Raw genomic sequence first — 19,183 nt, 5'->3', positions numbered from 1 at the left:
CCCCTCCTCCTCGCCTCCCCTACAACCTCGGCGTCGCCCGACAGCACCACGCCGCCGATGCGCCCCGCCGCCTCCACCACGGACCTGTCCGCAGGACCCGCCGCGTCGACGACGAAGGGAGCAAGCATCCGCGCCACCTTGACGGCCACCCTCGCCTTCCGGCTTCTACGGGCCAGCGTCTGCAGCTCCTCCAGCACCGCGTAGGTGGTGAAGACGGCGTGTTCGGCCAACGCGGCCGGGTCCACCCTCCGCTCCACCAGATATATGAGCGAGGAGGTGTCCACGACGAGCCTCAAAGCCCCACCACCGATATGCCCAGCTTCTCCGCCGCCCTTCTGAACGCATCCGACCTGGCGGCCATGATCAGCTGGAGGCCCTTCTCCCTCGCCAGGTCCAGATACGTCGCCAGGAGCCCCTCAGCGTAGCTGTCAGGCACGGCGAGATCCACGTCGTCGATGGCCACCACGCTCCCTCCGTTGGAGAGTATGAGCTGCGTCAAGACGGGCAGAACGGCCTTGGTGAAGTTGCCGACGTTATACGCGTTGGTCCACGCGCCGCCGGCCTTGACGTACATGGCTATCCTCCCCGTGGACACCAGCCCCACCCTTACGTCGTCTATCCCGGCGGCCTTCAGGAGGCCGTAGAGGTGGTCCCTAAGCGGCTCGAACTGCGGTTGCGACAAGATCCGCGAGATCTGGTGGGCGGTGTACTGCCCCTCGGGCCCTACGCTCGTCGCCGGCAGAAGATCCACATGGGTCTCGTAGGTGTACTTCCACGCCGCCAGCCTCCTGCCGCTTATGAAGTAGTAGGCGTCCTTCAGCCCCACCCTCAGGTCGAGCAGGATCCTCTCAGCCCTCCTGAAGACCTCGTCGTCGACCTGGCCGCAGGGTATCAGGACGTCCTCGTTCAAGACCGCGTAGGGCGCGGCGCAGAGCTCCGCGTCCAGGCCCTCGGGGTACACCACCCTGCCCCTCTGGCCGCTCTTCGCCACGCGCAGAAGCTGCCGGAAGTTCTCGTAGACGGCCTGCTCGACGTATCCGCCCTTGGTGGCGTAGGAGTAGCTGTAGCCGTATAGGCCGCCCTCGAGGGCCCAGTGGGCCTCTATGGTGAACGGCGTCGACGTGTCGCCGCCTCTATGCACGTCCTCGGCCTCATGGATTATCAGCAGAGGCCCTTCGAGCAGGATCCACTGCTCGCCTCTGCTCTGCATCAGCATGGAGAGCGCCTCGAGGAGGGAGGTCTTACCAGAGTTCGGCGGGCCGAAGAGAAGGACGTGGCCCTCTAGATCCACGCAGCGGTCCAACGCCCTGAAGTTACGGGCGCAGAGCCGCCTCAGCTCCATAGCCTCGCAAGCTCGTCCCTATACCTTTTCAGCATCTCGTCCAGCTCCTCTTGAGGCGTGTCGGGAGCTATCTCCCTGCACCTAGGTATTATGTGTATGTGGAGGTGGGACTCCACGCCGGCGCCGGCCGCCCTGCCCACGTTTATGCCCACCAAGACGTCTCCACACCCGGCGGCCGCCACCACGGCGTTTTTCACGAGGAAGGCCTCTCTCAGCAAGCCGGCGAGCTCCTCGTCGTCCAGCTCCTCCAGATCGCCCACGTGCCTATAGGGAGCCACCATCACGTGGCCCCACATGTAGGGATATTTGTTCAAGAGGCCTATCGAGTACCTGCCTCTGAAGAACACCAGGTTGTCTCTGTCCGCCTCCGGCCTCCCTATATATTCGCAGAAGAAGCACCCCCTCCTGCTCTCCCCTGACACGATGTATCTATACCTCCACGGCGTCAAGACCACGCGAAACGCTCCCACCTGCCGCTCTACCCAACGCCTTTATAGGTTTTTCGAGGCGCCGCCCCCTAGGCCCTCCGGCCAGCCCGCGGACCGGGGGATGCGCGGATGGGCGCCCCGCGGCCGGCTCAGCTCTGCTCGACGCGTCTGGCCTTGACCAGTATGAATCTATCGGACACTATGTCGTATATTATCGAGAAGTCGCCCGACAGCATCTGCGCCAGCTCTACCTTCTCGCCGAAATCGAGGGAAATGCCGTATTGCCTCAACACCTCGTCTAGATCCGCCGAGCCCTCGGCCTTGAGGGAAATGAGCTTCGCCAATGCCCTCAGGTCCATCGTAGGTTTCGTCCCGCCGCATATTTTTAGGCAACGATCACGGATTTAAGGGGAAGCGGACTATTCCGCGTGCTCACGCTCCAGACGCCTGCAGTGGTGGCCATAGGCCGTAGGGCCGGGAGGCTCGCGGCTTACGACGTGGAGGGCGGTAAGTTCTACGACCTCCCCGTGGATCTGGAGGGCGTGGAGGTGGCCGAGCTCGGGCTGGACGGCGCCAACATCAGGTCTCACATAGTCATAGCCTCCTACGCCACGTCGTTGATAAAGGCCATAGCGGTCGACGGCGACGCCGAGGTGCTGGACGTCGGAGGGCTCAGGAAGATGCGGAGGGGGCCTGTCGCGATACAAGCCGTGAAGGGGCGAGAGCTGGGCAGGTGGGACGACGTGTGGAACAGGTTGATCCTCATAGGGGGGCAGGCAGGCATGCTGGCGGTGGGGGCCTCCAGAGCCGGCTCCCTCCTCCACCTGAATACGGCGCGGACGGACGCCCGCCACGTCAAGGCCTTGACGGACTCCCTGGAGTCCTTGAGGGCATTCGGCGAAGTCTCGGCGGCTTGTTCCTGCAGGCTGGGTCTACTTCCCGTGGAGCTACTGGCTAGGCGCGGCACCGAATATATATTGGTCAAGGTCTATATGAACGTCCAAAACAGGAGGAGCAACACGGCTGTGGTGATCAGAGGGTCCGGCGGCAATGTACACAAGAGGTTCATAGGTCCCCTGGAAAATCTCAATCTTTTTATCCAAGAGGCGTATAGGGCCTGATGGAGCGGGTTATCGTACTGGCGGGCGGCTTCGCCACCAGGCTGAGGCCTCTCAGCTACACAAGGCCCAAGCCCCTCTTCCCAGTGTTGGACAAGCCGATCATAGACTGGATTGTGGAGGGCGTGAGGGGCATAGCCCCCGTGGTCGTGTCAGCCCGTTATCTTTCCCACATGATCCGCGACTACGTCTCGAGGAGGTGGAGCGACGCGGCCGCCGTGATCGAGGAGAATAGGCCGCTGGGCGATGGAGGCGCCGTGGCGTACATAGCGGATATGCTCAGCCTAGACGGCCCTGTGCTGGTGGTCAACGGCGATGTGTTCACCGACATCGACTACTCCGCCGTCATAAAGGCCCATGAAAAACACGGCGGCGTGGCCACGATAGCCTTCGTCGAGGTGCCGCCCGAAAACGTGAGCAAATACGGCATAGCGATAGTGGACGACTCCATGAGGCTGAGGGGCTTCGTGGAGAAGCCGAAGGAGCCGCCGGGAGGCAGCCGGCTCGCCAACGCGGGCGTCTACGTGTTTGAGGCCGAGGCCCTCAAGGCGATCCCGAGGAGGAGAGGCGAAGTCAAAATAGCCAAGGACCTCATACCGGCCCTCCTGGAGAAACAAGATATATACGTCTATATACATAGGGGCATCTGGCACGACATAGGGACCCCCGCCGACTATCTTAAGGCCAACTTCGCCGCCCTCGACAAGTGGGGAGGCGCTGCAGAGAGGGCCGGGGCCGAGATCACGCCGCCCGTCTATATAGCTGAGGGCGTGGAGATAGGCGAGGGGGCCTCCATAGGCCCCTACGTGGTGTTGGGCTCAGGCGCCAGGGTGGGGAAGTACTCCAGGGTGAGGAACAGCGTGTTGATGAGGGGCGTGGCGGTGGAGCCGGGCTCCCACATATCGGGCAGCATAATAGGCGAGGAGAGCTACATAGGGAGGTGGGTCCGCGTGGTCGACGCCGTGATCGCCGACGGCGTCTACGTCAGAGATGAGGTGTCCGTGGGGAGGAACTCGTCGGTGGGCCCCAACAGAGAGGTCGTGGAGGACGTGCCTGAAGGCGCCACTCTGCCCTAGTCCTACCGATCACTGCCTCCATACCCACTGTCACCGAACCGGCTGACAATGCCCATATGGGAGGAGGAAAGGGGAATGGGTTAGGCGGCGAGCATGGCGGCGGCCGCGATGTGGAGGAGGTAGGGCGCGGGCCCGACGGCGTAGTTGCATGAAGGCGAGGCAGGCGTGCTGCCCAAGGGACTGCTGGTATCGCGAAGGCCAGGGAGTACATGCAGGTTCTGCGAGGCGCGGCCGCGAGGAAGGAGAGGCAGGGCGCTTCAAGCTCTGCCGGGGTAAGGGCGGCCTTTCCCTCCCCGTTTTTCCTCCGGCCGTGGGCCCTCGGCGCGGAGGGGCGTTGAGCGCGGCCTATTCTAAACTTTTCTGTAAAGTCTATACTGTGCCTTAACCGAAGGCGCCGCCCCGCTCTTCAGCGCTTTTAACCGCATTCATCCCTCCTCCAGCCTGGCCTCATCACTGCCCTTTCTGACTTTATTTAAAATAACGCGTAGCGCATTCTCCACGTCGGTCTTCGCGCGTATCCTCTTCCTGAAGGCGTCGCCGGCATCTGCGGCGATGCGGGGGCCCTCTATGTATATCCTCGCGGTGGAGGTGGGCGATATGTAGGGCCTGAACACCAGACGCCTCTCCTCTACCTGCAGCGGGCCTGTGTAGGAGTAATACCGGGACTTCGTCGCCTTGGCTATCAGCGACATGAGCCTCGCCAGGATTCTGCCCGCCCTTGCGACGTCCTCGTCGTCTATCCTCTCCTCGCGTCCCCTGCTGACCACGGCGGAATAGACGCTCTTGGTCTCTCTGTGGTACTGCATCAAGAACGCGGCCTCGTCGCCTATCAGGGAGATGGACACGACGTAGGGGCTCACCACCACTGAGAGCAGAGGCTCCCTAGAGCCTCTCGAGCGGGTCGACGCCATTAGGGCATCTGTACTGCATCTTCCTGGCGCAGACGTCGCAGAAGAGATGGCCGGTCTTCTTGCAGAGATATCTATCCTCGTATAGGTAGAGCCTCCTGCCGCACCTGCTGCATCGGCCCATCATCAAGGTCTTTATGGGGTAGACCACGAGAATCGCCCGTTGGCGATCCTATTTAAAATTTTGGCTACGTCCTCCTGCCGACAAGCCTCAAGACGACCCTCCCCCCGTCCTTGACGAGCTTGGCCCTCTCCGTGGCCAGGAGATAGGCGAGCGCCCTGTTGGGGTCGGCGCCGGCCTCCCTACACCGCTCCATGAACGAGGAGATGTCCTCGCCGTCTTTCAGCTCCACTTCGGCTATTGCCGGCGAATCGAGCCTCAGGACGCCCCTGACCAGCATATCCAGCTCTTCATGCACGTCGGCCAGCTTCCCGAGCACCTCAACCACGGCGCCCAGCTCCTTCATGAGCCTCGCCACGGCCTCGCTCAGCTCCTCGTCGCCGTAGCGCTGCGCCGCTCTGTCCAGATCCCTCAGGGCTCTGGCGAGGTCCCTCACCAAGTCCATATTCTCAGCACCCTATCCAACGTATTAGGGTGTGTCTTAACTAAGAACCTCAGGCGCGAATAGGCCGGGTATAATACCTCCTCCACGACCTCGCTCCACCCGATCTTCAGCAGGCCTGTGGCCAGATGTCTAGACCCGGCGTATCTGTCCGCCTCGTATTCATAGAGGCGCAGCAGCGCCGTGTAGAGCAGAGATGCGCCCACCAGATGTATCCCTATTAAATAAAGAGATATATTAGTATATATATAATTAATTAAATATGATCTTAGAATAAATTCGCTTATTAAAAATATAAGTATTTTATACATATGGTGGAGCTTAATATGGCCCTCCTCGTGCCTCAAGGCGGCCTCTATCTCCTCGGGCTTCAACCTCGCCAGGAGGCCTGTGGTGGCTAGAATCAGGCTACCGAAGGGCGTCTCGAAGGATATGGCGTTGGCCGAGCGGTCCTTAACCACGCACAAGCCTCTGGCCTTGAAGTGATAGGCCTCGTAGTCCCCAAGGACGGCGGGGTTCTCTAAAATCTGCTTTTTGTTCCTCTTGAGAAATTCTATATCTTTGTATTTTGTTTTTATAATTGTTATATAATCTATTTTAATACATTTATTTTTTAGATACAAAAATAAAATAATATAGCTTGCGATGATGGCGGAGACCCCCATCGCCAGCTGCAGAGATAGGTGGTGTAGCAGTAGGGCCGGCGGTACTGAGATGATGAATGGAAGGAATAGAAATATGGAGCTCATCTTAACCTCGGGCGGCTCGACCAGCCTGCCGGATCTCCAGGCCCCGATGATGGCGACGTTGTGTCTATCGTCTCTGACGAGCTCCCGCAGATATAGGAGATACGCCGCGCGCGCCTTCAAGCTACGGAGTCTGGGCCTATCCACGTCTATGGGCTCGCCGTCGGCCAATATGACGCCGTCCCTCACCTCCAGCCTCGAGCCCAAGCCCAGCTTTCTCCACTGGTCGCTCAAGTCGATATACACGAAGAGGGGCGAAAACCGTAATATATTGGCGGCGATTACTGTAGTTTTTCCGACTCCAGGATCTCCAGGACCTTATCCGTCTCGTACCTCTCCAGGAGATCCCAGAGCTTGCCCGTTCGATAGAGCCCGTAGACTTTGCCCCGCGCGCTGCGTTTAATCACAGCGATGTATCCGCGATGTACCAGCTCGTCTAGAAAGCCCCTTATCATGACGGTCTTGGCCCGTATGTCCTTCCGGCTGTATATACTTAAGTCCTGGGCTATCTTAGATGGCCTAAATGTTATAAGATTACCCTTTGCATTTTTCGTTTGATCCTGCAAAAACTGTATGGTGATCCTTTTTATCACATAGGAATCGAGCTTATCGGAATATCTGTAAATTGTACGAAAGCCTTCCATATATCATCAGAATTCACCTCTTATTTATGCATTTCTTTTCTATTTAAATACTTTAATTTTTCTATAAATATTATTTTCTCTCTTATTTCATAGACAGTCCTTTCTATGTATGACAATTTATAATTTAGATAATTAAAATAAATTTCGCAGGGTTCTAGCTCTTTGACGTCGACGCCTAACGCCCTCAACGCGGCGGCGACCCTTTTTATCATTTCCTCATCTTTTCCCATATTAAATAAATTTATAAATTTTAATTATTTTATCATTTATTATAATCGACGAATTATTTATATTAAATCTATATGAAATATGTGGTTTAACAAGCACGATGTTAGTATGAGCCAGTATGTCTTCAGGAGGTATCACGTTGGTCACCATCACTACCCTTATGCCGTATTTCGCCATTTCGGTGATTATATGCCTTATTATATTTAGGCCAATTATATTTTGGGCCTCATCGATAATTAATAGTAATTTTATATCTTTTGTTATTGGTTTATTTCTAAATTTATTATATATAAATGTTAAAATTAATGATATTATTAATATTTTTTCTTCTACTAATGATAATTCGGATAGGTCAATAATTAAATTTCCATTATATTTAATAATGAACTCAAGAGGAATTTTGCCTTTATCCATGGCATCTAGTATATATTCTAGCCTCCGCAGTATCGCTGCCTTCATCTCGGTTTCACTCTTCGTGGTCGTCAGGTATGAGTCGATCGCCTCCAGCAGATCCCTCGGCCTCTCTATCTTTTGGTCCTTTATAGATCTATATAGAAAATAAATTGATGGCTCATTTAGATTCAACGAAATACCTATTAATTCTGCAAGAATTTTTTTATTTAAACTTGATATATTTAGTTTCAGCCTCGATGCCCGTATCTTGGGACCTATGCCGTACTCGCCGTTCCAGTCGATGACGAGCGCCTTTCTGCCGCTACGTCTGGCGATCTTCCGCGCGAGGGTCGTCTTGCCGGATCGGGTAGGCCCTATTATAGTCACATGTTTGTCCAGAGGCAGATAGACGGCGCCGGTGGAGCCTATGCCTATAAACACCTCGCCGTTTCTCCAGAGATATGCGGCAAGGGCCAGCGACAGTAGGGCGACCAGCGCGGCGTCGATCATGAGCCCGGCGCATCTCTTAATACCGCCGAGTTGGCGAACCACCTCGGCATGGCCCACCGATACCTCCAGAACCTGTCGTCGATAGCCGCCACGTACTTCTCCCGCCTCTCCAGGTCCCTCATGACTCTGCCCATCGCCTGCACCGAATTGCTGACGGCCGAGAAGAGCAACACGTGTTTAAAGCCGGAGAAACCCAACCCGTCGATGATCCGCATCTTGGCCTTCAGCCAGCCGTCCTTCACGTTAGGTATGGGGAACCCGACGAGGATGGCGGCGTCCGCATCTACGTTCACGCCCTCCGCAAGAGGGCTGCCGAAATACGTCATGACCACATGGGGGACGTCTCCCAGCGGCCTATCCGATACGGGATACTCTTTAAAATTATCTATATAGTACTCATATATTTCTTTATTTGGGACGAACATCAATATTTTATGATAATTATTAAAAATATTTTTTAATATCCTTTTAATTAATAATATGGTTGATTTATTCATTCTATTTATATATCTTATCTTTATTGGATATATATCTATTATTAAATTATCGAAAAATACATTATCATAGTTTATATATTTTAAGTTAAGAAATTTAATAAATATATCGGAAAAAGGGCTGGTTATCGACGCGCTCGCCAATATCGCGTTTCTCCCCCTCAGCAGTTCCCCCACTATCGGCAACAAGACGCAACGACGGGCGCCGAGATCGCACATCTTGTCGGAAGGGGGATCCCTCTCGACGGCTAGGTCGTGGAGCAGAAGGTTGTGGGCCTCGTCGATTATCACCAGATCGCTTTCCCTCAGCAGGTCGACGATGGACGAGAGGTATTCCTGGCTTTCGAGGTAGGATATGGGCAAAACTGCGATTCTGCTCTGGCGTCCCACCGCCTGTAGATACTCATACGGGCAAACCCCGGCATCATATATATCGTCTATTTTGAGAAACCTTTTATTTATATATCTATATTTAGCTTTACATATTCCCCTTTCGCGGAGCGACAGGCAGTCGGCCGCCGTCCTTGCGCCGAACTTGCAGAGGGCAGATCTCCCGAACATGAGGGCGGCGCCTCCGCCGTAGGCCGCCGTATATGAGTAAATCTGCCACGCCTCTAGGTGCGACCTGACGAAGAAGAGGGCCCTCCCGCCCGACTCGACGGCTATCCTGGCGAGCCTCCTGCTCTTCCCGAAGCCAGGCGGAGCTTGGAGCAATATCCCCACGTAGGGCAGGCAGTTTTAGAACACCTACGACCTCTCTATCTCCGCGAGCAAGCGCCTAATGGTCTCGCCGAGCTTGCTCTCGGAAATCTCCTCCAGATCGAGGCAGTTGCGGAGAATCCCGGCGAACAGCGCCCTTGCGACCTCCCTATCCCTCTCCCTCAGGACTCTATATTTATCCATGAGGTCGCCCGTCAGAACCTGCTCCACCTTGCCGGGATCCTCGGAGAGCACGTGCTCCAGATCTCTAAGCTCGTCGACCACGTCGTCAAGCAGGTTGACGAACTCAGCAGGTTTGTTCGATATATCTATATTGACGTACGCCCTATTTATGCAGTATCTGACGAACCGGTACCGCAGCGCCTTGAGGGGGTCCATTATCGCTTGAGCTTCACCACGACGACGCCGTCCTCCCTCTTCTCCACCACCACGTCTATATAGCGAGGCGGCGCCTCTCTGCCTCTGGACCAAACCGCGGCGTTGACGGCGGGATCTATCCTCACCTTGCCCGGCTCCGCCTTCATGTGCCTCGCGGCGAACTCCCTGATTATGCCGATGGCCCTCTTGGCCCTCCGGGTGCGGGCCGCCCAGTAGGATCTGCGGAGACTGATCCTATACTCCCTCGACGCCACGACCTTGGCCTCCTCAGACATGGCCCACCGCAAGAACCACCTTTTTAAGCCTTGAGCTTAGCCCGCCTCCAGTACCGCCTGGCGGGGGACCTGGTCACCCTGTTCTTGGTCTTAATTCTGACCCAGGCTGGGGGATCTCTGTTGGAGCTCAAGGCGGCCGCGAGCCTGAGCTTCCTCCCCAACGCCTTATTGCGCGCCATGCCTCCGTCCGCGCGGGCCCTTTTTAAAGATTTCCTAAAAACGGAATCTGTACTCCTTCCTGCTCTTCTCGTATATCTGGGCCAAAATATCCTTGAGGTCCTCGTCGGTTATCGGGAGCTTAACCCTCCCGCTGGCCGCCAGGGAGATGAGCTGTTGCTCCAAGGCCTCGACCAGCTCAGGCCTCACTATCCTGAGGTTGTCCAGACGCGCGAGAGCTTCAGGCGTCAATATCCTCTTCAAGGCAAGCCGCCTCTGGGCCGCCAACTCCTCCGCCCTCCTCCGAGCCTCCGCCTGTTCCTGCATCTCCTTCAGCTTCTTCTCGCGCAACCTCTCGAGCTCCTCGTCGCCGCCTTCGGCGGCCATCACTCCTTGGGCGGAGCCAGATATTTGGCCAACTCCGGCCTGCCCTTGACGAGCTCCTTCGCTACCCTGGTGGCTATCCTATCCACGAGCGACCGCCCCTCGGGCGTGACGACCCGCCCCCTCTTAGTCCTCGCCACGATGCCCGCCTGCTCCAGCTGGTGGAGCACCTTTCTTATCACGGCGCCGCCGGCCCTCCTGGTCCTCTTGCTCCTCGCCCCCCAGCCGACCTTCGCCCTATATCCGTAGTAGGTCCTCAACCTAGACAGCCCGACGGGCCCGTCCAGGTAGAGCCTTCTGACTATCGACGCAGCCCTCACGTACCACCAGTCGTCGTCCATGGGCGGCCTGTCCTTATTGGCGCCCGTCTTCACGTAGGCGGCCCATACGGGCGGCTTCACCTGGGCCACGTTGGTCTTTAGGTAGGCGGCGAGCTCCTTGATCAACAGATCCGCGGGCACGTCCTTAACCGAAACCACGTCACCGCCCCTAGCCGGCCTATTTAAAGCTTTTCCCCGGCCCCGGCCCGGCAAAAGATTTTTATAGGGCGTTCCGATAGCGGGGCCATGCGTTTTTGTCCCAACGACGGCTCGTTGCTGATGCCCGTCAGGAAGGGCTCAGCCGCTGTGCTGCGCTGCCCTAAATGCGGCTACGAGGAGCCCATAAACGACGCCGCCAGGTCGGCCTATAGGTCTAAATCCGCCGTCGAGAGGAGGAACGAGATACTCGTCGCGGACGCCGTGGCGGAGACCCTCCCCAAGACCAAGGCCGTATGCCCCAAGTGCGGCAACGAGGAGGCCTACGTCTGGGTCCAACAGACGAGGGCTGCCGACGAGCCCCCCACCCGTTTCTATAGATGCACCAGGTGCGGATACACCTGGAGGGAATACGCCTGATATTACAAGCCAAAGCTTATATTTGGCGACGCAACTGCGCACATGGCGAAGTACACCATCACGTATGCGGACGCCAAGGAGTGGTCCTACATCCTCGACTCCATAGCGGTGCTGGTCGAGGAGGCTGCGTTCGTCTTCCGGCAGGACGGCCTCGCCTTGAGGTCGCTGGACCCCTCGAGGACCGCCATGGTGGATCTGTTCATACCCAAGGAGGGCTTCGAGGAGTATCCGGAGCTCCAGTCCGAGGTCAAGATGGGGATAAACTTCAAGGACTTCAGGAAGCTCCTCAGGAGGCTCAAGAAGGGCGACAAGATATCTATAGAGATCGAGGAGTCGAAGCTTAGAGTCAAGCTGATAGGCAAGTCCATCCGCTCCATCACGCTCCCGCTGATCGAGACCGCTGCGGAGGAGCTCCCCACGCCCAAGGTCGTCTACACCGCCGCGGTCAAGACGGCCAGCGACGTGCTCAACCAAGCGCTGAGAGACGCGGACGCGGTCGCCGACTCGGTCAAGTTCGACGTGGATGAGGAGGCCCTCTACATCAGGGCGTCGAGCGACAGAGGCGAGGTAGAGGTCAAGCTGGACAAGGGCGGAGAGCTGGTCTACGAATTCGACGTCAAGGAGCCGGCCAGCGCCACCTTCTCCCTGGAGTACCTCGTGGACATAGCGGGCAGGGCCTCCAAGGTCAGCGACATAGTGTCCATAGAGCTAGCCACGGCGAAGCCCATATCCCTGACGTTCGACATACCGGCGGGAGGCAAATTGACCTACTTCGTGGCGCCCCATATAGAGCAGTAGGGAAAAACGCTATTTCTCCTGCGCGCTCGCTAGGTCCGTCCCTATGGTCTCAGGCCCCAGGGCTGCCGCTATGCCGTATACGACTCCGGCGAGAATAAGCCAGAACGCGGCTATCATCCATATGTTTTCGCCCTCTATGGGCTTGAAGAGATCGAACAGAGGTATGGAGTAGAGCGGCATCCACGCGCTTATGAATATGCCCGAGGAATAGCCGAAGCCGACGCCGCTGGCCCTCCTCTGCGTGGCGAAACGCTCGGAGAGATATACGGGGACCAGGCCCCAGGGCCATTGGGTCAGCCAGCCGGCGAGGACTGCGCCGAGGTAGAGCAGGGCGACGTCGTTGTTAGCCGCGCCGAGGTACCATATATAGAACGAGGGGACCGCGAGGACCGCGGAGACTATTCCGGCTACGACCAAGGCCTTCCTTCTGCCCAGAAAGTCGGAGGACAGGCCCCACAGGGTGGCCGCTACGGCGGCCGCCACGCCGGAGATGGCGTAGTAGTAGCTGGCCGCGCCCTGGGTTAACCCGGCCCTAGTCAAGATGCCCGTGGCGAAGTCGAAGAGGGAGTAGCTGCTGAAGAAGAGGCCGGTCATGAACACGAAGACCGACAGGAAGGTCCAGAGAGCTGGCGGTCTGAACAGGCTGAAGAAAGGCACCTTCTCCAGATTGCCCTTCTTCTTCGTCTCGGAGAACACCGGCGTGTCGGGCATGGCGAATCTTATGTAGAGAGCGACGACGGCCGGTATCAGCCCGGTGAGGAATACATACCTCCAGGCGTAGGCCTGCATGGCGGCCTGCCCGAAGTATGCCGTGAAGGCGGTGACCACGAAGGCGCCTAACGCGGTCCCCCAGCTGAATGCCCCCTGGACTATGCCGCTGGTCATGCCCCTCCACCTGGGGGCGGAGTACTCCATGGCGAAGGGGTGGCCCGCCGCGTATTCGCCTCCAACGAAGATGCCCAGCACGAACCTGAGCGCTGAATATATCCAGAAGGCGGCCCAGCCCACTTGGTCGTACGTGGGTATCGCCGCGGTCAGCGCGCTGGCCGTGGAGTAGCCCACTATGGTTACCATCAACGTGTCCCGCCGGCCCCATTTGTCCGCAAGATTGCCGAAGATAGCGCTTCCGACCGGCCTCGCTATCAAGGTGAACGAGTAACCCACCAAGGTCAAGAAGTAGCCGATCACCTCCTGGGAAAGCGACTTAGGCAGTAAGACAAAGGCTAAGGTCGACGTCATGGCGGTCACGAAGGTCAGGTCGTAGGCGTCCAGGAAGAAGCCCAGAAATTGCGAAAAAATGGCGTTGGCCGCCTTAGGAGGCCATTTATAGTGTTCCGAGGACCATTGAACCATAGATCTGGGAATATATGGTTATAAATATTTTATTCTAAATGGTATTGTAGCTATGTCGCCTTCCGAGGTCGATATTACGTCAACTATTTTTATACCGCCGCGGCGCTCTGGACGTGGCCGCGAGGTTCCTCGAGGCGTTGTTCAGGAACTACTACAGAGGCGCGAGCCTCGACGTGCCGGAGATAGAGAGGCGGGAGGTGGGCTATCTGGCCCCGGACGGCGTCATGGTGAGGCATAGATCGTTCAAGTCGGCTGAGGAGCTGAAGTCCTTCTGCGTCGAGAGGCCGCCGCTGGGGCTCTACTATTCGGCGGCCCTCTACGAGAGGCCGGACGAGAGGGATATGGACGCCAAGGGGTGGCTGGGCGCCGATCTGGTGTTCGACATAGACGGCGACCATCTCGACACGCCCAGCTGCAGAGGGATGGAGCTCCTCAACTACAGATGTCTCGAGGACGCGAGGGAGGAGGCGTTGAAGCTCCTCGACGCGTTGAGGAACGAGCTGGGCCTCGAGGGGTTGCCCGTCTACTCGGGCCATAGGGGGTTCCACGTCCACGTCAGGTCCGACGAGGTGAGGGGGCTTGACGCAGGCGAGCGCAGAAGGCTCGTGGACTTTCTCGTCGGCCGCAATCTAGACCTGTCCAAGCTGGAGGCGAGGGTCGGGAGGAGGGTCGTCAAGCTCTACGCCGAGGAGCCTCTGGGGAGTTTGGCGAGGCTCATGCGGGGTCTCGACGACGGGAGCTACTCCATAAGGATAGACGAGGTGGTGACCACCGACGTGCATAGGCTCATCAGAGCGCCGGGCTCCCTCAACAACAAGACGGGCTTCGCCGCGATCCCCCTGTCCTATTCCGACCTGGACCGAGACGCCGAGTCCATAGTGGAGAGGGCTCTGGCCTTCAGGAAGGGCGAGGTCTCCGTGAGGCTCAAGGAGCCCGTGGGGGAGGTCCTCGGCCTCGAGATAGGCCGCGAGGAGGCCGTAGTGCCGACCTACATAGCGATATATCTCTATCTGCAGGGCAAGGCCGAGCTGCAGATCGAGGGCGGCAGAGACGTCCGGGGGCGGCGGAGCTACGGAGGTTGAAGGAGGGCGCGGGGAGGATTTATTAAATAGGTCAAGATGTTTCGTGCTAGGCGAGATCTACGCGTGGCTCGAGGCCGAGATGAACTCCAAGCTTCTGGCCAAGCCGCCGGCTCCGTCCTACGCGGAGCTGGTCAACAGGTTGAACGAGGAGCTGAAAAGGACCGCGCTGCCGCCGGCGTTGGAGGAGGGCCTGAGGACCCAGATGGCCAGGGCCTTGGCCTCGATAATAGAGATCAGGGTTAGGAAGATCGCCATGGAGCTGTACCAAGGCAGAGAGCCCCGCGACCTGACCGCCGAGGAGGAGAGGCTGTGGGGATCCCTCAAGAGGACCATGGAGATGCCGTCGAGGACGTCCGGCAGATACGAGATAGTGGTGTTCCTAGACAAGTTCCCCATGATATCGACCTCGGACTTCAAACAGATAGGGCCGTTCAACAGGGGAGACCTCGCCAAGATGCCCACGGAGGACGCCAGGGAGCTCGAGGCGAAGGGCGTCGTGAGGCGGTTTCGACCGATCTAGTCGAGCGACCTGACTATATTGCCCAATATCTGGGACCTGCCGCCGGTCGGCTGGACCAAGACCCTGCCGCAGACGAGACATCTGACGACCATCGAGGCGTGGCTGAACACCACCTGCTCGTTGCCGCAGTCGGGGCACCGTATCCTCAGGAACTTGGTCCTCGGCTGAGGTATCAACACCTTGGAGAACCGGGGCGGCATGTCAGACCAGCTCCACCCTCTTCATCCTCCCGAGCGTCTTGTGGAGCTTATAGCCGCATTTGGAGCAGGTCAGCACGAGCGTTATCTTCTTGTTGACCTTGGCGAACCTCTTCTGCTTCGGCTTAGGCGACGATCCGTAGCCCTTGAGCTTCCGGTTGTACCTCCTCTGGCCTTCAGACAGCTCCCGCCTCTTCCCCTGGTGGTACATCGACACGGCGTGTTCCGTATACGTGTCGCATCTGGGGCAGTACGCCATCACCTTCTTAGGAAAGCGCATGCCCCGCCAGACATGCCCAGCTTAAAAACGTTGCGCCGGCTAGCACGGGCGGAGGTCCACCGCCGTCGTGTTTATCCTCGGCGTCCCTCCGTAGGGATTCGGCGTCCCGTCCACCAGAGCGTTGACGGGCCTCCCCTCGGCGTCCTTCGGGATCCCCCTCATCAACAACACGCCGCGCGGGACGTCGGGGTCGGCCACAAGCCTGACCCTGATGGACGCGCCCCCCCTCTCCAGACAGGCGTGCTCGCCCCTGAAGTCCTCGGGGTTCACGTAGACGACGGGCGGCGGAGCGCCGTACTCCTCGAAGAACTGCGTGTTGGTGTGCATGGGCTCCGAGGTGAAGGTCAAGACATATCCGGCGGCCGGCCTCGCGTAGGACGGCAGAGGGCTCGCGCCCCTCCTCTCGGCGGAGAGGCTGTAGAACTCGAGCTTGCCGCTCGGCGTGTCGAAGCGGAGCGGGTCGCCGCGCCTCAGGGGGACCGCGCCTCTGGCCTTGAGCTCGACCAGAGCCATGCCTGCAGGCCTCAAGGCCCTATCCACCGCGGCCCAGGGGTCCTCGGCGATCAGGACGTGCCCCTCGAGGCCCATGGCCCTCGCGACCTCCCTAACCACCCAGTGCTCCGGCCTGGCCTCGCCAATGGGTTGCGCCGCCGCCTTGTTGTAGACGAGCAGGTTGTGCCAATAGCTGTAGATCACGTCGTCCTTCTCGAGGTACGTGGGGGCCGGGAGCACCAGGTCGGCGCATTGGGCGGTCTCGTTGAGCACTATCTCGTGGACCGCAAGGAATAGATCGCCGCGTTGCGCCGCCCCGCATATCCTATCGCCCTGCGGCAGAGTCATCACCGGGTTCGAGTTCCATACATACATCACGTCGAATTTATCCACGGCGCCGCCCAGAAGGCCCATGGGCACCACCCAGGACGGCCCGCCGGCGTGTAGGCCCCGGAGGTAGTCGAAGTCTATGCCCCAGGCCCCCGAGTTCGAGTAGAAGAAGCCCAGGGGGTCGCCCAGAAGCGCGTGTATCAACGATATCGCCCTTACGGCATCTCCGCCGTTGAGGGTCCTGCCCAGAGAGAAGCCTATCACGGTCTTGGCCCCCCTTGCGTAGAGCTCGACGAGCGCCTCGAAGGCCCGCATGCCCACGCCCGTCTCCGCCTCCACGACCTCGGGCCCGAAGCGCGTCGCGTATTCGGAAAAGGCCTCGAAGCCGTAGGTATACCGCCTCACGAAATCGGCATCGTACAGCCCCCTCCGTATTAGCTCCCCCGCTACCCCGAGGGCCAAGACGACGTCTGTGCCCGGCTTCACCAAGATCGGCAGATCCGCCGATTTCAACGTCTCGGTGGGGGCCACGTCGACCGCGGCGATCTTGGCGCCGGCCCTTTTGGCGACCGCCCACCCGTGTATGAAGCTCACCGCCGCGTTGACCCCCCAGAACACCACGGCCCTGGCGCCGGCGAGCTCCTCCGGCAACATGCCCCACGATCGGCCCCAATGGAGCTTAAGCGCCGCGTGGCCCTCAGCGCTACATATGGAGTAGTCCGTCGACGCGGCGCCTATGGCGTTGAACAAACGCGCTGGATAGTACCAAGTCAGGAGGCCTTGATTCCCGTCGTACTCGACGTGGACAACTCTGCGCGGGTCCGCCGCCTTGAGCCTGCCCGCCAGCTCGGCCACCGCCCTGCCCCAATCCACCTCGACAAAGCCCGACTCCCTCCTCATCAAAGGCCTCTTGACCCTCCTCGCCGAGCGGAGCCGCCTCACGTCGGCCCTGCCTCTGGGGCAGGTGAAGCCGAGGACCGGGAACCACTTGACCGGCCTCAGATCGGCGAGGCCTCCGCCCGAGGTCACGGGCTCGAAGATGCACGTGTCGTAGCAATCCCTAGTGCACGCCACGACGCCCACGCGGAACCTCCGGTAATTCTTAATAAATCCTCCCGGCTCGCCGCCATGGTCAGGCTAACCGACTACGAAGAGGCCGTGAAGGCCCTGGCGGCCGCCTCCGGCCTCCCCCATCTGTCGGCGGTCCCCATATACGTCGTCGGCTCGCGCGCCAGGTCGAGGGCCTATGCGAGGATATGGGGCCTCTACAAGCCTCTGCAGGAGGCGCTGGGGACCGGGCCCGTGTACGTGGTGGAGCTGTTGGATCCTTTCTGGCGGCTCGACTGCCTGGGGAGGGCCAAGGTGCTGGCCCACGAGCTCGCCCACATACCCCGCACCGCCAGCGGAGCTCTGAGGCCCCACAACGCCTCCTTCCGCAGAGACCTCAAGGTCATATCGAGAGGCGTGGAGGAGGCCTGCCGGGCGATCAGGGAGGCGGACCGAGGGGGAACGCCCTCTCTCTGATCACCGCGTAGGCCGCGTACGCCCCGCCCGCCATCAGCAAAACCGCCGATATCCCCACCAACGGCCCCACGCCGGTCAGCCTCAGGGCGCTGGCGGCTATCGGCACGAGCGGCAGGTGGCTGCGCCATTTCGGCACCTGCCTTAGGAACACCGACGGGACGAACCAGGGTATGCACAGGCTGAACATTATCACCGCTATTCCCATGTAGAGGAAGTGGTCTGCGGGGAGGCCCAGGAAGCCCAGCGGGGACAGCAGGGGCAGGAGCCTGCCCACGGCGGTGCCCCACGCGTAGGGCTCCCGCGATATGTAGACGCCTCTGACCACAGCCAGAAAGGCTGCAAACGCCAGAGCCGTCGCGGCCGGCCGCGGCAGGGGCGAGAAGATCGAGGCGAGGTATACGGCCGCGAAGGCTACGGCCGTCGCAACGCCTACGGAGAACTTCCTCTTCGCCGAGTCGACGCGCAGCATGAGGCTCATGGCGGATGCGGCGGGGAAGGACATGGCGAGCTGCCACGGGGAGCCGGCGAACGCCAGCGCGGCGAGACCCGCCATGGTCAATATATTGGGCGGCGCGTTCCTTCCCCTGAGGCCGGGGATATAAAGAGCTATGTAGAGCGCCGAAAAGGGCGCCCAGGAGAACGGCATATGCGCCAGACGGCCGGCCGCCCCCAGAGCGAACAGGGCGAGGAGGACGTAGCTCAAGGGCCTCTTCGGCATGGAGTTCGTGAAGGCGGGGTGTTGAAGGTACATGACCGAGAGGTAGAACGAGAGGAGCCCCATGGTCATCAACTCGCCGTGCACTAGGTCGGAAAGGCCCGGAGCCGCGAGCCCGGCCATGAACAACGCGAAGGACGCCGCCATGGATATCTGCGAGGCCCTGATCAGATCGACGTTGGCGTAGTAGTAATCCCTAGTGGGCCCTCGACCTATTCTGTACCACATGGACGTCCGCGGAACATCTTTTTAGTTTTTAAGCACGCGGAGGGGGTATGGGCATGTACTACATAGCCGACGAGAAGCTTAGGGCGGCTGTCGAAAAATTCGGCGTTGAGAAGACCATGGCGTGCAGGACCCTCTATCAGCTGGTCAAGCTCCACAAGTCGGGCCTTGTCACCGAGGCAGTGGGCAAGAAGGCCGAGTCCATGATGGCGGACATGTGCCCGAAGGAGCTGATCGATGTGATAGCGCAGACGACCGACTAGGGCCCGATCAAGCGAAGGCCTTCTCTATCTGTTTGTAGATGACGTATTTCATGATCTCGTTGGTGCCCTCGCCGATCTCCAGGATCTTGGCGTCCCTGTAGAACATCTCCGCCTTGCTGTCCTTGCTGTAGCCGTAGCCGCCCTC

General features: G+C 59.1%; 30 protein-coding genes. 8 read left to right on the top strand and 22 right to left on the bottom strand.

The window, feature by feature from the left end:
- The 4 genes from B7L68_RS06930 to B7L68_RS06915 form a co-directional block, all read right to left on the bottom strand.
- A partial coding sequence (locus tag B7L68_RS06930; RefSeq protein WP_081246952.1) for a twitching motility protein PilT occupies nucleotides 1-296 on the bottom strand: 296 nt, incomplete at its 3' end.
- Nucleotides 293-1,342, bottom strand: coding sequence for an ATP-binding protein (locus tag B7L68_RS06925; protein ID WP_081246951.1), 1,050 nt, complete (start codon nucleotides 1,340-1,342; stop codon nucleotides 293-295). The genes B7L68_RS06930 and B7L68_RS06925, both read right to left, overlap by 4 nt.
- Nucleotides 1,333-1,812 carry an HIT domain-containing protein gene (locus B7L68_RS06920; protein WP_238136366.1) on the bottom strand — a complete coding sequence of 160 codons (480 nt, stop codon included), beginning with the start codon at nucleotides 1,810-1,812 and terminating at the stop codon, nucleotides 1,333-1,335. Before B7L68_RS06920 ends, B7L68_RS06925 begins: the two co-directional genes overlap by 10 nt.
- 107 nt (nucleotides 1,813-1,919) lie before the next feature.
- Nucleotides 1,920-2,129 (bottom strand): hypothetical protein, encoded by a 210-nt coding sequence (locus B7L68_RS06915; protein WP_081246950.1) that lies wholly within the window; start codon nucleotides 2,127-2,129, stop codon nucleotides 1,920-1,922.
- Between the two features lie 69 nt (nucleotides 2,130-2,198).
- Between B7L68_RS06915 and B7L68_RS06910 the strand changes: the two genes are divergently transcribed.
- Nucleotides 2,199-2,891: a hypothetical protein gene (locus B7L68_RS06910; protein ID WP_081246949.1), complete on the top strand. Its 693-nt coding sequence runs from the start codon at nucleotides 2,199-2,201 to the stop codon at nucleotides 2,889-2,891.
- Nucleotides 2,888-3,964: a sugar phosphate nucleotidyltransferase gene (locus B7L68_RS06905; RefSeq protein ID WP_081246948.1), complete on the top strand. Its 1,077-nt coding sequence runs from the start codon at nucleotides 2,888-2,890 to the stop codon at nucleotides 3,962-3,964. Before B7L68_RS06910 ends, B7L68_RS06905 begins: the two co-directional genes overlap by 4 nt.
- A 425-nt stretch (nucleotides 3,965-4,389) precedes the next feature.
- On the opposite strand, the gene B7L68_RS06900 is transcribed toward B7L68_RS06905, so the two are convergent.
- From B7L68_RS06900 to B7L68_RS06845, 12 genes are all read right to left on the bottom strand, one after another.
- Nucleotides 4,390-4,875 (bottom strand): hypothetical protein, encoded by a 486-nt coding sequence (locus B7L68_RS06900; protein WP_238136365.1) that lies wholly within the window; start codon nucleotides 4,873-4,875, stop codon nucleotides 4,390-4,392.
- Nucleotides 4,847-5,023: a hypothetical protein gene (locus tag B7L68_RS08885; protein ID WP_193432483.1), complete on the bottom strand. Its 177-nt coding sequence runs from the start codon at nucleotides 5,021-5,023 to the stop codon at nucleotides 4,847-4,849. The genes B7L68_RS06900 and B7L68_RS08885 overlap by 29 nt, the downstream gene beginning before the upstream one ends.
- Nucleotides 5,024-5,060: 37 nt before the next feature.
- The gene (locus B7L68_RS06895; RefSeq protein ID WP_081246947.1) at nucleotides 5,061-5,438 is read right to left on the bottom strand and encodes a hypothetical protein; all 378 of its coding nucleotides are present in this window, start codon (nucleotides 5,436-5,438) and stop codon (nucleotides 5,061-5,063) included.
- Nucleotides 5,426-6,427 (bottom strand): M48 family metallopeptidase, encoded by a 1,002-nt coding sequence (locus B7L68_RS06890; protein WP_081246946.1) that lies wholly within the window; start codon nucleotides 6,425-6,427, stop codon nucleotides 5,426-5,428. Before B7L68_RS06890 ends, B7L68_RS06895 begins: the two co-directional genes overlap by 13 nt.
- Nucleotides 6,428-6,462: 35 nt before the next feature.
- A complete protein-coding gene (locus B7L68_RS06885) occupies nucleotides 6,463-6,825 on the bottom strand; it encodes a DNA-binding protein (protein WP_081246945.1) in 363 nt (120 codons plus the stop codon).
- A 231-nt stretch (nucleotides 6,826-7,056) separates the two neighbouring features.
- A complete protein-coding gene (locus B7L68_RS06875) occupies nucleotides 7,057-7,956 on the bottom strand; it encodes an ATP-binding protein (protein ID WP_081246943.1) in 900 nt (299 codons plus the stop codon).
- Nucleotides 7,953-9,173, bottom strand: coding sequence for a helicase C-terminal domain-containing protein (locus B7L68_RS06870; protein ID WP_081246942.1), 1,221 nt, complete (start codon nucleotides 9,171-9,173; stop codon nucleotides 7,953-7,955). The genes B7L68_RS06875 and B7L68_RS06870 overlap by 4 nt, the downstream gene beginning before the upstream one ends.
- Nucleotides 9,174-9,197: 24 nt before the next feature.
- On the bottom strand, nucleotides 9,198-9,548 hold the full coding sequence (locus tag B7L68_RS06865; protein ID WP_081246941.1) for a hypothetical protein: 351 nt from the start codon (nucleotides 9,546-9,548) through the stop codon (nucleotides 9,198-9,200).
- Nucleotides 9,548-9,823, bottom strand: a complete 276-nt coding sequence (locus B7L68_RS06860; RefSeq protein ID WP_081246940.1) for a 50S ribosomal protein L31e — start codon at nucleotides 9,821-9,823, stop codon at nucleotides 9,548-9,550. Before B7L68_RS06860 ends, B7L68_RS06865 begins: the two co-directional genes overlap by 1 nt.
- A 23-nt stretch (nucleotides 9,824-9,846) precedes the next feature.
- Nucleotides 9,847-10,002 (bottom strand): 50S ribosomal protein L39e, encoded by a 156-nt coding sequence (locus tag B7L68_RS06855; protein ID WP_081246939.1) that lies wholly within the window; start codon nucleotides 10,000-10,002, stop codon nucleotides 9,847-9,849.
- Nucleotides 10,003-10,036: 34 nt separating this feature from the next.
- Nucleotides 10,037-10,366, bottom strand: a complete 330-nt coding sequence (locus tag B7L68_RS06850) for a DNA-binding protein (protein ID WP_081246938.1) — start codon at nucleotides 10,364-10,366, stop codon at nucleotides 10,037-10,039.
- The gene (locus B7L68_RS06845) at nucleotides 10,366-10,842 is read right to left on the bottom strand and encodes a 30S ribosomal protein S19e (RefSeq protein ID WP_081246937.1); all 477 of its coding nucleotides are present in this window, start codon (nucleotides 10,840-10,842) and stop codon (nucleotides 10,366-10,368) included. The genes B7L68_RS06850 and B7L68_RS06845 overlap by 1 nt, the downstream gene beginning before the upstream one ends.
- 87 nt (nucleotides 10,843-10,929) lie before the next feature.
- Between B7L68_RS06845 and B7L68_RS06840 the strand changes: the two genes are divergently transcribed.
- Together B7L68_RS06840 and pcn are read left to right on the top strand one after the other, a co-directional pair.
- On the top strand, nucleotides 10,930-11,259 hold the full coding sequence (locus tag B7L68_RS06840; protein ID WP_081246936.1) for a transcription factor S: 330 nt from the start codon (nucleotides 10,930-10,932) through the stop codon (nucleotides 11,257-11,259).
- A 42-nt stretch (nucleotides 11,260-11,301) separates the two neighbouring features.
- On the top strand, nucleotides 11,302-12,057 hold the full coding sequence (pcn, locus tag B7L68_RS06835; RefSeq protein WP_081246935.1) for a proliferating cell nuclear antigen (pcna): 756 nt from the start codon (nucleotides 11,302-11,304) through the stop codon (nucleotides 12,055-12,057).
- Nucleotides 12,058-12,066: 9 nt separating this feature from the next.
- Here pcn and B7L68_RS06830 read toward each other — a convergent pair whose 3' ends face one another.
- Nucleotides 12,067-13,410, bottom strand: coding sequence for an MFS transporter (locus tag B7L68_RS06830; protein WP_081246934.1), 1,344 nt, complete (start codon nucleotides 13,408-13,410; stop codon nucleotides 12,067-12,069).
- Nucleotides 13,411-13,523: 113 nt separating this feature from the next.
- Here B7L68_RS06830 and B7L68_RS06825 point away from each other — a divergent pair, with 113 nt between their 5' ends.
- Nucleotides 13,524-14,492, top strand: coding sequence for a DNA primase small subunit domain-containing protein (locus tag B7L68_RS06825; RefSeq protein WP_081246933.1), 969 nt, complete (start codon nucleotides 13,524-13,526; stop codon nucleotides 14,490-14,492).
- 43 nt (nucleotides 14,493-14,535) lie between these two features.
- Nucleotides 14,536-15,012: a DNA replication initiation complex subunit gene (locus tag B7L68_RS06820; protein WP_081246932.1), complete on the top strand. Its 477-nt coding sequence runs from the start codon at nucleotides 14,536-14,538 to the stop codon at nucleotides 15,010-15,012.
- Here B7L68_RS06820 and B7L68_RS06815 read toward each other — a convergent pair.
- From B7L68_RS06815 to B7L68_RS06805, 3 genes are read right to left on the bottom strand one after another with little or no spacing between them, the layout of a single operon-like run.
- Entirely contained in the window at nucleotides 15,009-15,212 is a 204-nt protein-coding gene (locus B7L68_RS06815) for a 30S ribosomal protein S27e (protein ID WP_081246931.1), read from the bottom strand. The two genes, B7L68_RS06820 and B7L68_RS06815, sit on opposite strands and share 4 nt — an antisense overlap.
- Before the next feature lies 1 nt (nucleotide 15,213).
- Nucleotides 15,214-15,489, bottom strand: a complete 276-nt coding sequence (locus B7L68_RS06810) for a 50S ribosomal protein L44e (protein WP_081246930.1) — start codon at nucleotides 15,487-15,489, stop codon at nucleotides 15,214-15,216.
- A gap of 39 nt (nucleotides 15,490-15,528) precedes the next feature.
- A complete protein-coding gene (locus B7L68_RS06805) occupies nucleotides 15,529-17,394 on the bottom strand; it encodes a molybdopterin-dependent oxidoreductase (RefSeq protein WP_081246929.1) in 1,866 nt (621 codons plus the stop codon).
- A gap of 45 nt (nucleotides 17,395-17,439) precedes the next feature.
- Between B7L68_RS06805 and B7L68_RS06800 the strand changes: the two genes are divergently transcribed.
- Complete coding sequence (locus B7L68_RS06800) at nucleotides 17,440-17,835, top strand: putative metallopeptidase (RefSeq protein ID WP_081246928.1); 396 nt, start codon at nucleotides 17,440-17,442, stop codon at nucleotides 17,833-17,835.
- On the opposite strand, the gene B7L68_RS06795 is transcribed toward B7L68_RS06800, so the two are convergent.
- Nucleotides 17,798-18,778, bottom strand: a complete 981-nt coding sequence (locus B7L68_RS06795; protein ID WP_081246927.1) for a hypothetical protein — start codon at nucleotides 18,776-18,778, stop codon at nucleotides 17,798-17,800. The genes B7L68_RS06800 and B7L68_RS06795 overlap by 38 nt on opposite strands.
- A gap of 53 nt (nucleotides 18,779-18,831) precedes the next feature.
- On the opposite strand from B7L68_RS06795, the gene B7L68_RS06790 reads away from it, so the two are divergent.
- Nucleotides 18,832-19,038 (top strand): hypothetical protein, encoded by a 207-nt coding sequence (locus B7L68_RS06790; RefSeq protein WP_081246953.1) that lies wholly within the window; start codon nucleotides 18,832-18,834, stop codon nucleotides 19,036-19,038.
- 7 nt (nucleotides 19,039-19,045) lie between these two features.
- On the opposite strand, the gene B7L68_RS06785 is transcribed toward B7L68_RS06790, so the two are convergent.
- The coding region (locus B7L68_RS06785; protein WP_255408310.1) for an acyl-CoA dehydrogenase family protein at nucleotides 19,046-19,183 on the bottom strand (138 nt) is incomplete at its 5' end.

This window comes from Thermoproteus sp. CP80 (assembly GCF_002077075.2).
GTDB lineage: Archaea > Thermoproteota > Thermoprotei > Thermoproteales > Thermoproteaceae > Thermoproteus.
The sequence above is the reverse complement of the archived record's forward strand: the minus strand, read 5'-3'. Positions and strand labels throughout refer to the sequence as shown.